The organism is Gaoshiqia sp. US2 (assembly GCF_059705485.1).
The window spans coordinates 2,283,877-2,297,232 of sequence record NZ_AP048550.1 but is presented as its reverse complement, the minus strand read 5'-3'; the positions used below and the strand labels follow the sequence as shown (position 1 = coordinate 2,297,232).

The window sequence follows — 13,356 nt, the reverse complement described above, 5'->3', positions numbered from 1 at the left end:
CTTAACTTATGTATATTGTATCATCTTATCCGGTTGCTGTTTTCCTGTGTATGATCACCATGCTTTGTTGGGGGTCGTGGGCCAACACTCAAAAATTGGCCGAGAAATCGTGGCGTTTCGAATTGTTCTATTGGGACTATGTGGCGGGAATTGTTCTTATGTCGTTACTTTTTGCTTTTACTCTGGGTAGTTTTGGAAATGAAGGACGTTCATTTCTCCGCGATTTGGCACAAGCCGAACCCGGAAAGCTGTTAAACGCTTTTACGGGAGGAATCATTTTCAATGCAGCCAATATTCTGGTTGTTGCCGCTATTTCGGTGGCAGGAATGGCTGTAGCGTTCCCGGTGGGCATTGGTATTGCACTGGTACTGGGTGTGCTGATCAATTATATTGCCAGTCCTCAGGGCGACGCTACCTGGCTGTTCGCAGGTGTCAGCTTAATTACTCTTGCCATCGTTCTGGATGCATTGGCTTACCGCAAAAAAGCATCTCAAAACAGCAAAGTCCCGGCCAAAGGAATTCTTTTGTCTGTAAGCGGAGGTATTTTAATGGCTCTGTTCTATCGCTTTGTCGCCGGTTCGATGGCAAGCAATCTCGAACAACCGGAAAGCGGTTACCTCAGCCCCTACACGGCTGTGTTTATTTTTGCACTGGGCATCCTGGCAAGCAACTTCCTGTTTAACACAATTTTGATGAAAAAGCCCATTGAAGGGAAACCCGTTTCATATGCCAACTATTTTTCCGGAAGGCCGAAAGAACACCTGACGGGCATTTTAGGCGGACTGATCTGGTGCATCGGCATGTCGTTCAGTATTCTTGCTGCAGGAAAAGCCGGTTTTGCCATTTCATACGGATTAGGTCAGGGAGCCACTTTGGTCGCTGCTCTATGGGGCGTTTTTATCTGGAAAGAATTCAAGCATACAGGTGGCACTTCGGGCTTACTAACGGCCATGTTTCTGCTGTTTGTCGCCGGAATCTCGCTAATTATTTACGCAGGGATCTAAAAACGAAGTTTGCATGAGGGTTCATATTGAATGAACCCTCGCCCATTTCTGAGGCAATCGGTTTTCATGTCCGCTTTCTTAGCGGTTATTACTGAAAATCAATTTTTTAAGCTAAAAAAAACACTGGATCTTTAACAGGAAGCATGGCTCAAATCTCCAACCGGAGCCCGTCATACGCCAAAAAAACATGCTCCGGAAGTTGCCGCTGAATCTCGTCGTGCAAGCCCAACTGGTGGGAAAGATGGGTGAGGTAGGCTTTTCGGGGCCTTACCTCATCAATCAGATTCAAGGCTTCTTCGAGGTTAAAATGCGAAACATGCGGCTCAAGACGCAACGAATTGACAACCAATACATCCAAACCAAACAATTTATCTTTTTCTTCTGATTCGAGCGAATTAACATCGGTCAAATAAGCCATGCGGCCAATCCGGAAACCAAACACCGGCAACATGTGGTGAAAACCACGGATGGGAAGAACTTCCAGCGACTTCACACGGAATGGTTTGTTTTCAACCAGGTGCAGTGTCATTTGCGGAATTCCCGGATACCGGTTGCTGGCAAAAACATAACTGAACACGCGCCTAATCGCTTCCTGCACCCGTTCTTCGGCATAAATATCGGTCGGATGCCGCTGCACCCAGTTGAATGCGCGAATATCATCCAAACCAAAAATATGATCGGTATGCTCGTGGGTCAGCAAAATGGCATCCAACTGACGCAAGCCCACACGCAACATCTGCTGGCGAAAATCCGGCCCCGCGTCAATAACCAGTTTTAAACCATTTACTTCAATTAAAACCGACGCCCTCAGTCGCTTATCCTTCTCGTTAGCGGACAAACAAACCTGACAATCGCAAGCCACCACCGGAACTCCCTGTGAAGTGCCGGTACCCAAAAATTCCAGACTGATGTGTAGCGGGGTATCCATGCAGTTTGCAAAACTACAAAAATTTGATTTTTTGGGCCTGTGGATTGAAATTAATTATTTTTGAAAAAAAATTGATACATGGCGAATCTCTACCTGATCCCCCTCACGCTGGGCGAAAGTGAATTACAGACGGTGATCCCGGCGCATCACCGGGAAATCATTCATTCCATTTCTCATTTTATTGTTGAAAACATTCGCACAGCCCGGCGTTTCCTAAAAAAAACAGACCAGACTATTGATATTGATTCGCTCCATTTCTACGAATTGAACAAACACACCGACAAAAATCAGCTCGACGCCTACCTGGAACCCATCAAAGCAGGCCAGCACGTCGGGGTGATGTCGGAAGCCGGTTGCCCGGGAGTGGCCGATCCGGGCGCCGACGTCGTTCGGATTGCCCACGAGAAAGGTATTCGGGTCATCCCGCTGGTCGGGCCCTCTTCCATCCTGCTGGCCATGATGGCTTCGGGTATGAACGGACAGAATTTTGCGTTCAACGGTTATTTGCCAATCAAAAAAGACGAGAAAGTGCAACAAATCAAACTGCTGGAAAAACGTATTTATGCCGAAAATCAAAGCCAGTTGTTTATTGAGGCGCCTTACCGAAACCTGCAACTACTGGACGATTTACTGAATAACTGTCAGCCGCAAACCCGGCTTTGCATTGCCTGCGACTTAACCCTCGAAACCGAGTTTATCCGTACCAGATCAATCACCGAGTGGAAAACGAAAAAACCGGATATCCAAAAACGGCCAACAATCTTTGTTTTGGGAAGATGAATTAGTTTTCGGTCGCAGTGGGCAGCGCGGATTAAACAAAATACTTGCTTAACGAAAAAGCATCCGGTATTCGTGTTCAAAGTTCGGAGTAAAAACGCCTTGTCCCAGATTTTTATCAATTTGCGCCCTGGTCCAGAATTTACCTTCAGTTACTTCATCCGAGTGCAGGTTGATACTCTGATAATCGTAAGTTTCGAACACATAAACCAGCTCTCGTTCCAGCTCGCTTTCCCAAACATATTTTTTTACCAGCTTTGCCTGAAAACCGTTCAATCCGAGTTCCTCCCAGGCTTCGCGTTTCAGCGCCGTTTGCAGGTCTTCGCCATAGGCGATATGCCCACCTACTGCCGTATCCCATTTCCCGGGTTGAACCAGTTTATCCATCGGCCGCTTTTGCAGATAAATGGCCTTATGCTTATTCAATACATGTAAATGCACCACCGGGTGAAGCAACTGTTGTCCGCTGTGGCACAGCGAGCGCGGAGCCATTCCCAAAATCTGCCCGTCCTCATTGACGACAGGCAGGCTCTCTTCGTTTTCAACGTTCTTATTGGCTGATCGTTGACGGATAAATTCAATCAGAAACACCAGACCAAACAAGATGTAAAACAATCCCCCGCTGATGAATGCCCAGGCCGTATCGGATAAATAAAAAGCCGCATAAAAAACGAGCAGGGTATGCGCAAAAAACACATAAAACATCAGCTTCAGGCTACGCCTCATCTTCGCCATCTGTTCGCCCGAAAGCGTCATATCCTTCATGTAGCGCTTGCTCATTAATGCTACAATGTTCACCTTCGAAAATGCCGACAGGGCCAGTACCGCGCAAAGAATTAACTCAACCAGGCCAGGCTTCAGCTTGAAGAAAATATCATTGTCAAGTATGATCGAAATCCCGCCAAGAACCAGCAACAATACCGTATCAAACAGCACAAACCGGTCGAAACGTTTTTCACGAAGGCCAATCCAGATTAACTCGGCCATACCAATAACCAGCGCGGCAATCAACCCGGCGCGGGTCCCCCAGAATTCATCCACCAGAATGAATACAAACAGCGGGATAAAACCCGGCAGCATTTTTTTCAGCAGGTCGGTTTGTTGTCTGTTCATACGGAAGTAAGCCGGCTCCCCATTTCCGACGGCATGATGGTCATGGAATAAACAATCGGATTATTCATAAACCCCGCTTAGTTCGATTTGAAAAGCCAGGGGCGAGTACGGAGGAATACTGCCATAACCTGTTGTTCCGTATGCCAGTATCGACGGAATCAGAAACAATCCTCTGGCCCCGGGATTTAACTGCCCAATAGCGTCGTTAAAGCCGGAAATCAGTCCGGTTGACGGATAGGTAAATTTCCAAATGCCATTGTCGTACCAATAAGCCGACTGATCGAAAACCGCCCCGCTCTCCGGGAAAAAGCCAACATACTTAATCCCAATGGAATTTCCCTGCTGAACAAATTCGCCTTCGCCCTCTTCGAGGATCACATAAAAAACACCCAAAGCGGTTGTGTCGACATCATAGCCTTCCTCGACCAAGAAATCGATGTATTCATCAATAATCGCAGCCTCCCGCTGAGGGGTATAATCGATTTGTTCCACTTCAGGATCGTCAGAACAAGCGAAAACCATAACTGCCATCACTACCGGCAGAACATATTTGAAAAGCCCTTTTATTCTTGTCATCTTGTAAAATTTATATCTTCGTAAATCGTTGATTATAAACCAATAAAATTGGTTGTATTTTCAACATTTTGTTTCAACCAATTTCGACTTAAACTCGGGTAAAAGTTTTTTGTATTGATCCAGGGTTTCCTGTAAAGTTGAAAAAACCTCGCCCCCTGCTGCATTGCGATGCCCTCCCCCGTTAAAATGTTCCGAAGCAAACTCGTTCACCGCGAATTTCCCTTTTGAGCGGAATGAGGCTTTCACATGATCATCTTTTTCGGTAAATAAAGTACTAAAGTGAATTCCTTTGATCGAAAGCGGGTAGTTGACAAAACCTTCGCTGTCGCCGGAAACAAAATTAAATTGTTTTTGTACCTCTTTGGTCAGGTACATCACGGCGGCATGGTACTCGGGAAATACTTCCATACATTGGCTGAGGCAATAACCCAGCAAACGCATCCGATCGACCGAATAATTATCAAACACCTGGCTGTGAATTTCTTCCGGATTAATCCCGTAAGCCAGCAGTTCACTCACGGTTTGAAAGGTTTGCGGGTCCGAAACATTATAATCGAAAGATCCCGTATCGGTCATGATTCCGCAAAAAAGACACTCGGCCGATTCTTTATCGAAAAACTTTTCGTAGCCCAGAGCCTTCACCACATGAAAAACCAGTTCGGCCGTCGACGAATATTCGGGATGCGAGATCTGCAAGCGGGTAAAATCCTGTGGATACGGGTGATGGTCGATCAGGATACTTTCACCTGCATAATTTTCGACCAGCTCTTTCATATCGCCTGTCCGGGAAAGGTGGTTAAAATCGAGGCAAATCAACATCCCGGCCTCTTTCATGATTTTAGCCGCTTTTTCTTTGGCCCCGGTATAAATCAGCGTCTCGCTGCTGCCACTCATCCATCTGTAAAATTCAGGATAATAATTTGGAGAAATTACGGCAACCTGCTTCCCGGCATTCTTTAAAACCCGCGCCAAACCCAGCGCCGATCCAACGGCATCGCCATCGGGATTCACATGCGGCAAAATCACAATCGGCGAGTTTTGCTTGTCCAACGTCGCCTTAAAAAGATTAATAACTTCAATATCAAAAGATTTCAAAACAGTATTTTTTTTTAGGAGTTACAAAGATAAAATTTTACGCCCCAATCCATAATTCATTAATTAATTTTTTAAATTCACCGCCATTCTTAACTAACAACAAACAACTTTAATTTTATGAGTGGCAATAGAACTCTCACCATCATCAAACCAGGCGCCGTTGAACGCAACCTGATTGGTCCGATACTAGCAAAAATCAACGAAGCCGGCTTTGTCATAAAAGCACTGAAATACACCAAGTTGAAAAAAGAGCAGGCTTGCGAATTTTACCAGGTACACGAAGGGAGACCATTTTTTGAAGATCTGACTGATTTTATGAGTTCGGCTCCCATTGTGGCCGCAATTCTGGAAAAAGAAAATGCCGTAGCCGACTTTCGCGAACTGATCGGTGCAACCGACCCGCTGGAAGCAGCCGAAGGCACCATCCGGAAATTATTTGCCGAATCGAAAACGCACAATGCCGTTCACGGTTCAGACAGTGATGAAAATGCCATAAAAGAATGCGATTTCTTTTTTTCGCGTGTTGAACGGTTTTGATTAACGAAAAACGATCTGACGAATTAAATCCACCCCTGCTTTTTCGTTCAGTCGTTTTCTGATCTCTTCCTTCATCATCAGCAGTTCGTTCCGTAATATCGGCGAACTGGTCTTTACAAACAAGGTGCCCTGGCTAATGCGTAACTCCTCGGTGTACGAAGCTACCGTTTTCCCCATGAGCTCTTCCCATGACGCAATCAGGTCGACCTCGGATAATTTTGCCTGAAGTTTGTTTTCTTCGATGTAATTCCGGATTACCTGACTTAACTTTTCTGTATTACTTTTTCTCATTTCCTGTTTCGGTTTCGGTTACGGTTCCTTCGCTCACCCTGAATATTTTTGAATCGGCATCAACTTCCCCGATAATCTGATCCAAATGTTCGCGGTTGGTATCGGTGATAAAAATCTGACCAAAATGATCTTCAGCCACCAACTTCACGATTTGTTCCACCCGGTTTTTATCCAGTTTATCAAAAATGTCATCCAGCAATAAAATCGGGGTTATTCCCGACATGTTTTTGATAAAATCAAACTGGGCCAGTTTCAGCGATACCAGATAGGTTTTTTTCTGCCCCTGCGATCCTAATTTTTTAATCGGATGTTCACCCAAATTGAAAAGAATATCATCTTTATGTATTCCAACAGATGTGAATTGAATCATCCGGTCTTTCTGCAGGTTTTCTTTCAGAAGCAGCGAAAAATCGCCTTCATCCAACTGCGACTGGTAAATCATCCCGATCTTCTCTTTTCCCGAAGAGATCAGCTCGTAATATTGCTGAAAAACCGGTTGCAGTTGCCGGATATATTCCACCCTTTTTTGATGGATTAAGCCGCCGTAATGCACCAGCTGATCATCCCAAACCTCCAGGCTGTCGAGATTAAATATGCGTTCCGAGGCAAACTGTTTCAACAGTTTATTCCGCTGCAAAAGCGCCCGGTTGTACCGGATCAGTTGATCGAGGTAGATCTGGTCGTATTGCGAAATCAGGGCGTCCAAAAATTTCCTGCGTTCTTCGCTGCCACCCATGATCAGGTCAAAGTCGGAAGGCGTAACAATAATCAGGGGCAGCAGACCGATATGCCCGGCCAGTTTGCTGTATTCTTTTTTATTCCGTTTAAAATGTTTTTTTTGCCCCCGCTTTAAGCCGCAGTAAATATGCTCGTCCTGTTCCAAGCGGCTGTACTTTCCCTGGATCACAAAAAAATCTTCATCGTGCCTGATATTCAGTCCATCAACCGGATTTAAGAAGCTTTTACAAAACGACAGGTAATAAATGGCATCCATCAGGTTGGTTTTGCCCGCGCCATTATTGCCGATAAAACAATTCAAATCGGGTGAAAACTGCAAATCAACTTCTTCCAGATTTTTAAAATTCAGTAAGGATAAACGATCAAGGTACATCCATGTCAATCTTTAGTAACAACAAAACTAATAAAAATATAGCGGGAACGGTGAATGATTTATTCGCAGGCTTATTTGCCAACAACAATGTGTTTATTAATATTAAATTTTATAAGCGCTTTGTGGCTATTGTTTTATAAAAAAGCATATTTTTGCGTCACAAATTTGGAATAACCTTATTGAAAATGGCAAAGAATAAAGACATAAAAAAAGAAGACAGCTTATCGGAAGTTGAAATCGCGTTAACCCGGAGCGAACAGTTTATCGAAGATAATCAGAAAATTCTGACCATCGTGATTACTGTGATTGTGGCAGTGGTGGCCGGTTATCTTGGTTTCACCCGGCTTTATATTTTCCCGAAAGAAAAAACCGCCCAGGAACAAATGTTTATGGCGGAGCAATATTTCGAGAAAGATTCGTTCAATCTGGCCATTAACGGCGATGGTAACTACCTGGGTTTTCTGGATATTATTGATGATTACGGCATGACAAAAGCCGGTAAACTGGCCAATTATTATACCGGAATCTCGTACCTGCATTTAGGTCAGTTCGAAGAAGCCATCAGCTATCTAAACAAATTTAAAACCGACGACCTGTTGCTTGCCCCGGTTACCGCCGGCGCCAAAGGCGATGCTTATCACGAATTAAATGAGCCCGAAAAGGCATTAAGCGCATACAAAAAAGCCTATTCGTACAAAAATGAATTTGTTACGCCGGTGTACCTGCTGAAAGCCGGGAACTTACTTGAGTCGCAAGGTAAATTTGACGAAGCGCTGAAAGCTTACCAGGAAATTAAAACCGGCTACCCGGCTTCAACCGAAGCCCGCACCATTGACAAGTACATCGCCCGGGCCGAAAATCAGTTAAAAAAATAAATCAATCCAAAATAGTATTTAAAATCCCCTCCTTCCAGGGGATTTTTTATTTTTGCAAAAACAACACTGTTATGGCAACAAAAAATTTATCCGTATACGACATCGAATCGGTTCCCTCTGCCGCCGGCATGAAAGTGGGCATCGTGGTGGCCGAATGGAATTACGAAATTACCGGAGCTTTGGCCCAAGGCGCTTTTGACACCCTGATCAGGCATGGTGTAAGCGAAAAGGACATCATCGTCAAACATGTTCCCGGAACATTTGAGTTGCCGCTGGGCGGACAATTTATGGCAGAATACACGCAAGTAGATGCGATCATCCTGATTGGCTGCGTCATACATGGCGAAACCCGCCATTTCGACTTTATTTGCCAGGGCGTTACTCAAGGAACAACCGACTTAAACCTGAAATATAACAAACCGTTCATTTTTGGCGTACTAACAACCGATAACGAGCAACAAGCGCTTGACCGGGCAGGAGGCAAGTTGGGCAACAAAGGAGACGAAGCTGCGGTAACCGCCATTAAAATGGTCGATTTACAAAAAAACATGGCTTAACCAGGTAGCCGGCACACGAATCAGAACGAAGACAAACTATCGATTATTGATTATTGACTAATGACTAATGACTAATGACTAATGACTAATGTCTAATGTCTAATGACTAATGACTAATGTCTAATGACTAATGACTAATGTCTAATGACTAATGACTAATGACTAATGTCTAATGGCAATTAGTGGTAAGTCAACAGTACTCGGTACTCGTACTCATATCTAAACTCCAACTATGAAAGCAATGATCTTTGCAGCGGGACTTGGTACGAGGCTAAAACCCCTGACCGAAACCCGGCCCAAGGCCTTGGTCGAAATCGCCGGGAAAACTTTGCTGGAAAGAAGTATTTGCTATTTAAAATCGTATGGTATCAGCGATATCACGATAAATGTCCACCATTTTCCGGAGCAAATCACCGGTTTTCTGGCACAAAACAAAAACTTCGGGATCAGGATCTCGGTTTCGGACGAAAGCGATGCCCTGCTGGATACCGGCGGAGGTATTTTACACGCAAAACGCTATTTGCAGGGCGATGAACCGGTTTTGCTGATCAACGTCGACATCCTGACCAACTTAAACCTCAACCGGCTGTTGCAGGCCCACAAAGAATCGGGGGCGCTGGCCAGCCTGGTTGTCAGAAACCGCGTTACCTCCCGGTACTTGCTTTTTGACCGGAACCGGCAACTATCGGGTTGGAAAAATGTAAAGACCGGGGAACTGAAGATCAGCCGCCCCGGAGCAACCGATGACTCCCGGCAACTGGCTTTCAGCGGTATCCACCTGATTGACCCCAAACTACCCGGGAAAATCACCGAAAACGGGAAATTTTCTATTATTGATTTATACCTGCGCCTGGCGGCAAGCGAGAAAATAATCGCTTTCGAAGATACCGAATCGGTTTGGATGGATTTAGGCCGATATGATGAGTTGGCTGAAGCCGGCCGCTTGATTCAACAAATCGAAAAGTAAACAAAAAGGCTGTCAAAAAAAAGCAAATTCAATGATTCGTCTGAATTAAAGCGTTTTTCTGACAGCCTTTTTAGCGGGTAAAAAGATCCGCCACTAATTGTCTCCAGGCCTTCCCCCTCTAAAATTTTGCATTCGCTCCTGCCGCTCTTTGATATGGGCCTCATATTTTACTTTTTGCTCGGCAGTCAGCAAGGCTTTAATTTCGTTGTCCTGGCTGGCCATCGTTGCCTGCATTTGCGAGCGCATTTTCTCAGGATCAAATTCCTCGCCTGATGCCCGAGCCTTGTCGAAAGCTTCGCGCTGCTTTTCACTATACTTTGTAAAAATTGCTTTCACTTTCACGGTTTGTTCATCGGTTAAAGACAGGGTCTCTTTTAAGCGTTGGGTTTGACGTTCAACCCGTTCTGCCGGGTCCATCCGCTGGCGTTCGCCTCCCGCCTGAGAAGGACGTTCGCCGGTACCCCGTTGTGCCTGTGCCAGAGAAAATACACCAAGAAATAGAATTGTTATCAAAAAAAGCTTTTTCATATTTATTCGTTTAAATGAAAAATAAACTTGTTTGTCACTCGGTTGCTTTGACTCCGGTTTTTGAGATTGGTTTAATTCATGAAAGAAACGGAATATTATTCAGGCGGATGATCCGGATAGCAGTTGATCGTATAATCAATAAACATCCGCATCATCCGCTTGGCACAGGCCTGGTTCTATTTCAGTTCCGGCTTCAGGATGACCTGATAATAATTCTCAAAATTGAAGTAAGTTTTGGTAGCCTCCATGATTTTTCCCTTTGTCAACTGATTAACCAGCTCTTCATAACCTGAAAAATCACTGAAATCACCATCCTTGTATAAATATCCGTTATTGATCACCGAAAGCCAGAAACTGTTTTCGCGCAGGTTATTTTCCCGTTCCCTGAGCATTTTTTCTTTTGCTGTTTGCAGGTCTTCATCCGACAAACCATTCCCTGCAATGTCCGCGATTTCGCGGAAGATATCTTCCTGCAGTTCTTTTACTTTTTCGGGTGATGTTCCGTAATAGATAGACATACTGTATTTCGGAACGGGCATTTTTTCAACCGACGGCCTGGCGCCGATGGAATACACGCTGCTTTTGTCCTCGCGGATCACTTCGAGCAAACGGGTTGACAATATTTTCCCCAATGCATCAATCATCACCAGGTTTTCCCTGGAATAATTGAAGTTGCCGTGAAATGTAATGTGACTCAGGCTTTTCTCTTCCTGCCCGCGAAAAACCGTTTTCTCAATCACCCCATCGGGCGATTTCACCTGCATGTCGACCCAATTTTCACGTTCTGCCGAAGAAAGTAGTCCGCCAATATACCGTTCAACCACGGGTTTAAAGGTTTCCGGATCGATATTTCCAACAAAAAAGAATTTGAAGTCGGCTGCATTGGCAAAACGTTCGCGGGCAATTTTTTCAATCGCCTCAAAGCTGGCCTCCTGAAGGATTTCTTTGGTCAGAGGCCGTTTCCTTGGGTGATAATTGACCGACACCACCTGGAGGGTATCGTTATAGGCATCTTCGGGAGAGGCCACCCGGTTTTCAATAAAACTGGCGTACCGGCTCATGTACGACGAAAATGCCTGCGAATCGACACGCAAATCGGTAAAATACAGATAAAGCATTTCCATCATGGTTTCCAAATCCTTCACCGACGAACGGCCCGAAAAACCTTCAGTCAGGTCGCGGATAAAAGGTGAGATAGAGAAAACCTTGCCGGCCATCATTTTATCCAGGGTCACTTTATCGAATCCGCTTATTCCGCTCATGGCGACAATGGTAGCCGCGAAATCGGCCGAGATATCATATTCCTGTCCGTACAGCGATTTTCCACCCAGGCTATAGGCGGTAAACAACACTTCGTCATCTTTAAAATCGGTTGTTTTCAGTACCACCACGGCGCCATTCGAAAGGGTCCATTCCAGGGCGTCAATTTCATCGAGCTGTTTTTCGCCAACAACTTTCCCGGGGGTAATTTCCTGATCAATCAGGGGTTTATCGGCGACAACGTCATCGTATGCGACCAAATGGCTGTTTTCAACGTCTTTCAGGATGGCCAGGATCTCGTCATCCGACGGAACCTTTACACCCTCAATTTCGGGCGCCGTGACAACCACAACCCGGTTTTCGTCGGTAATCCATTTCTTCGCCAGGGCATTCACTTCATCCAGGCTAATTCCGGGAAGGAACTGCTGATAATACAAAAATTCGTTTTCAATACCCGGGATCGGTTCTTCGGTCATCAAAAAGTTTCGTTTATATTCTTCGGCATAAGCTTCCGAGCGTTGCTTGTCCCGTTCGTTATATGATTTTTGGATAGATGCCAGCAAGGCATTTTTCATCCGTTCGAGTTCGGAAGCGGTAAAACCGTAACGCATCACCCGTTCATTTTCTTCGACAACCGCTTTTAGCCCCCGCTCAATATGCCCGTTCTGACATAAAACGCCGGAACTGTAAACACTTACCGGACCAAAAAGCTCTTCGTAGGCCGATCCGGCGGTAATAAAGGGAGGATCAGCCAATTGGGCCAATTCCTGCAGGCGATTATTGATCATGCCGTTAAACAGGCTATGTTTAATTCCTTCACGGTAGTCTGCCAGGGATTTACTTATTTTCAAAGGATGTTTATAGTAGATGTTGGCGACGGGATACCTGGCTTCCTTATCGGTCACTACCGAAACGAGGGTTTCAGCATGTCGGGGAATGGCAAAAATTTCTTTTTCCCTTGGTTTTTTCGTTGCAGGAATGTCTGAAAATTTATCTTTGACCCGTTTCACCATTTCTTCCTGGTCAAAATCACCTACAACCACTACTGCCTGCAAATCAGGCCGGTACCAGTCACTCCGGTAGCGCCGTAAAGCTTCCGGGGGGCAGTTGTCGATGATATCAATCTTTCCAATCGGCAGGCGCTCGGCATAGCGGCTTTCGTGCAATAAAACCGGAATCCATTTCTGCATCATCCGTTCGTTAGCGCCGCGGCCACCACGCCATTCTTCATGAATGACGCCGCGTTCTTTTTCAATTTCTTCATCCGAGTCGGTCGTCTGGCAAGCCCAGTCGTACAACACCTGGAGGCCTTTTTCGATGTATTCGTCCTCATCCAGCGGAACTTTAATCATATAAACGGTTTCATCGAAGCTGGTATACGCGTTTACCTCCGGCCCGAATTCCATTCCGATGGATTCGAGGTATTTGATCAATTCATTTTTTGGGAAATTTTTTGTACCGTTAAAGGCCATGTGTTCGGCAAAATGAGCCAGCCCCTGTTGGTCATCATCTTCATCAATTGAACCGGCGCGAACCACCAGGTACAGATCGGCCCTGTTCTTGGGCGTACTGTTCGACCGCACGTAATAGGTCATCCCGTTTTCCAAAACGCCTTTGCTAACCTTGTGATCAATCGGAAGTAAGCTGTCCTGCGGTTGCTGGGCAACGCCAAACAAGGACAACAATAAAAACAGAAAACTGAAAAGCTGCTTCATAGTTTAATATTTTATTTTTAAA

Annotated in this window: 14 protein-coding genes; 6 read left to right on the top strand and 8 right to left on the bottom strand. The window is 45.2% G+C overall.

Features of this window, described 5'->3' with window-relative positions; genetic code table 11:
* Positions 1-8 precede the first annotated feature (8 nt).
* The gene (locus AC6H3C_RS09075) at positions 9-1,004 is read left to right on the top strand and encodes a GRP family sugar transporter (RefSeq protein ID WP_497520441.1); all 996 of its coding nucleotides are present in this window, start codon (positions 9-11) and stop codon (positions 1,002-1,004) included.
* 148 nt (positions 1,005-1,152) lie between these two features.
* Here AC6H3C_RS09075 and AC6H3C_RS09070 read toward each other — a convergent pair whose 3' ends face one another.
* Positions 1,153-1,932, bottom strand: coding sequence for an MBL fold metallo-hydrolase (locus tag AC6H3C_RS09070; RefSeq protein ID WP_497520440.1), 780 nt, complete (start codon positions 1,930-1,932; stop codon positions 1,153-1,155).
* Between the two features lie 78 nt (positions 1,933-2,010).
* Here AC6H3C_RS09070 and AC6H3C_RS09065 point away from each other — a divergent pair, with 78 nt between their 5' ends.
* A complete protein-coding gene (locus AC6H3C_RS09065) occupies positions 2,011-2,712 on the top strand; it encodes an SAM-dependent methyltransferase (RefSeq protein WP_497520439.1) in 702 nt (233 codons plus the stop codon).
* 48 nt (positions 2,713-2,760) lie between these two features.
* Here the strand turns inward: AC6H3C_RS09065 and AC6H3C_RS09060 are convergent, their stop codons facing one another.
* The 3 genes from AC6H3C_RS09060 to AC6H3C_RS09050 are packed head-to-tail and all read right to left on the bottom strand — an operon-like array spanning position 2,761 to position 5,493.
* On the bottom strand, positions 2,761-3,822 hold the full coding sequence (locus AC6H3C_RS09060; protein ID WP_497520438.1) for a septation protein IspZ: 1,062 nt from the start codon (positions 3,820-3,822) through the stop codon (positions 2,761-2,763).
* Positions 3,823-3,882: 60 nt separating this feature from the next.
* Positions 3,883-4,398 carry an FKBP-type peptidyl-prolyl cis-trans isomerase gene (locus tag AC6H3C_RS09055; protein ID WP_497520437.1) on the bottom strand — a complete coding sequence of 172 codons (516 nt, stop codon included), beginning with the start codon at positions 4,396-4,398 and terminating at the stop codon, positions 3,883-3,885.
* Between the two features lie 60 nt (positions 4,399-4,458).
* Complete coding sequence (locus tag AC6H3C_RS09050) at positions 4,459-5,493, bottom strand: DHH family phosphoesterase (protein ID WP_497520436.1); 1,035 nt, start codon at positions 5,491-5,493, stop codon at positions 4,459-4,461.
* Between the two features lie 117 nt (positions 5,494-5,610).
* Here AC6H3C_RS09050 and ndk point away from each other — a divergent pair, with 117 nt between their 5' ends.
* Positions 5,611-6,030, top strand: coding sequence for a nucleoside-diphosphate kinase (ndk, locus tag AC6H3C_RS09045; RefSeq protein ID WP_497520435.1), 420 nt, complete (start codon positions 5,611-5,613; stop codon positions 6,028-6,030).
* Here ndk and AC6H3C_RS09040 read toward each other — a convergent pair whose 3' ends face one another.
* Both AC6H3C_RS09040 and recF read right to left on the bottom strand, forming a co-directional pair.
* Entirely contained in the window at positions 6,031-6,321 is a 291-nt protein-coding gene (locus AC6H3C_RS09040; RefSeq protein WP_497520434.1) for a DciA family protein, read from the bottom strand.
* A complete protein-coding gene (recF, locus tag AC6H3C_RS09035; RefSeq protein WP_497520432.1) occupies positions 6,308-7,432 on the bottom strand; it encodes a DNA replication/repair protein RecF in 1,125 nt (374 codons plus the stop codon). Before recF ends, AC6H3C_RS09040 begins: the two co-directional genes overlap by 14 nt.
* A gap of 185 nt (positions 7,433-7,617) precedes the next feature.
* Here recF and AC6H3C_RS09030 point away from each other — a divergent pair, with 185 nt between their 5' ends.
* From AC6H3C_RS09030 to AC6H3C_RS09020, 3 genes are all read left to right on the top strand, one after another.
* Positions 7,618-8,307 (top strand): tetratricopeptide repeat protein, encoded by a 690-nt coding sequence (locus tag AC6H3C_RS09030; RefSeq protein ID WP_497520431.1) that lies wholly within the window; start codon positions 7,618-7,620, stop codon positions 8,305-8,307.
* A 71-nt stretch (positions 8,308-8,378) separates the two neighbouring features.
* Complete coding sequence (ribH, locus tag AC6H3C_RS09025) at positions 8,379-8,864, top strand: 6,7-dimethyl-8-ribityllumazine synthase (protein WP_497520430.1); 486 nt, start codon at positions 8,379-8,381, stop codon at positions 8,862-8,864.
* 232 nt (positions 8,865-9,096) lie between these two features.
* Positions 9,097-9,831, top strand: coding sequence for a nucleotidyltransferase family protein (locus AC6H3C_RS09020; RefSeq protein ID WP_497520429.1), 735 nt, complete (start codon positions 9,097-9,099; stop codon positions 9,829-9,831).
* Between the two features lie 93 nt (positions 9,832-9,924).
* On the opposite strand, the gene AC6H3C_RS09015 is transcribed toward AC6H3C_RS09020, so the two are convergent.
* Together AC6H3C_RS09015 and AC6H3C_RS09010 are read right to left on the bottom strand one after the other, a co-directional pair.
* Positions 9,925-10,359, bottom strand: coding sequence for a Spy/CpxP family protein refolding chaperone (locus tag AC6H3C_RS09015; protein ID WP_497520428.1), 435 nt, complete (start codon positions 10,357-10,359; stop codon positions 9,925-9,927).
* Between the two features lie 176 nt (positions 10,360-10,535).
* Positions 10,536-13,334, bottom strand: a complete 2,799-nt coding sequence (locus tag AC6H3C_RS09010; protein WP_497520427.1) for a M16 family metallopeptidase — start codon at positions 13,332-13,334, stop codon at positions 10,536-10,538.
* Between the last annotated feature and the right edge of the window lie 22 nt (positions 13,335-13,356).

Coding starts and splice junctions, on each gene's coding strand:
- AC6H3C_RS09075 (WP_497520441.1), top strand. CDS start 9: ATGTATATTGTATCATCTTATCCGGTTGCTGTTTTCCTGTGTATGATC.
- AC6H3C_RS09070 (WP_497520440.1), bottom strand. CDS start 1,932: ATGGATACCCCGCTACACATCAGTCTGGAATTTTTGGGTACCGGCACT.
- AC6H3C_RS09065 (WP_497520439.1), top strand. CDS start 2,011: ATGGCGAATCTCTACCTGATCCCCCTCACGCTGGGCGAAAGTGAATTA.
- AC6H3C_RS09060 (WP_497520438.1), bottom strand. CDS start 3,822: ATGAACAGACAACAAACCGACCTGCTGAAAAAAATGCTGCCGGGTTTT.
- AC6H3C_RS09055 (WP_497520437.1), bottom strand. CDS start 4,398: ATGACAAGAATAAAAGGGCTTTTCAAATATGTTCTGCCGGTAGTGATG.
- ndk (WP_497520435.1), top strand. CDS start 5,611: ATGAGTGGCAATAGAACTCTCACCATCATCAAACCAGGCGCCGTTGAA.
- AC6H3C_RS09040 (WP_497520434.1), bottom strand. CDS start 6,321: ATGAGAAAAAGTAATACAGAAAAGTTAAGTCAGGTAATCCGGAATTAC.
- recF (WP_497520432.1), bottom strand. CDS start 7,432: ATGTACCTTGATCGTTTATCCTTACTGAATTTTAAAAATCTGGAAGAA.
- AC6H3C_RS09030 (WP_497520431.1), top strand. CDS start 7,618: ATGGCAAAGAATAAAGACATAAAAAAAGAAGACAGCTTATCGGAAGTT.
- ribH (WP_497520430.1), top strand. CDS start 8,379: ATGGCAACAAAAAATTTATCCGTATACGACATCGAATCGGTTCCCTCT.
- AC6H3C_RS09020 (WP_497520429.1), top strand. CDS start 9,097: ATGAAAGCAATGATCTTTGCAGCGGGACTTGGTACGAGGCTAAAACCC.
- AC6H3C_RS09015 (WP_497520428.1), bottom strand. CDS start 10,359: ATGAAAAAGCTTTTTTTGATAACAATTCTATTTCTTGGTGTATTTTCT.
- AC6H3C_RS09010 (WP_497520427.1), bottom strand. CDS start 13,334: ATGAAGCAGCTTTTCAGTTTTCTGTTTTTATTGTTGTCCTTGTTTGGC.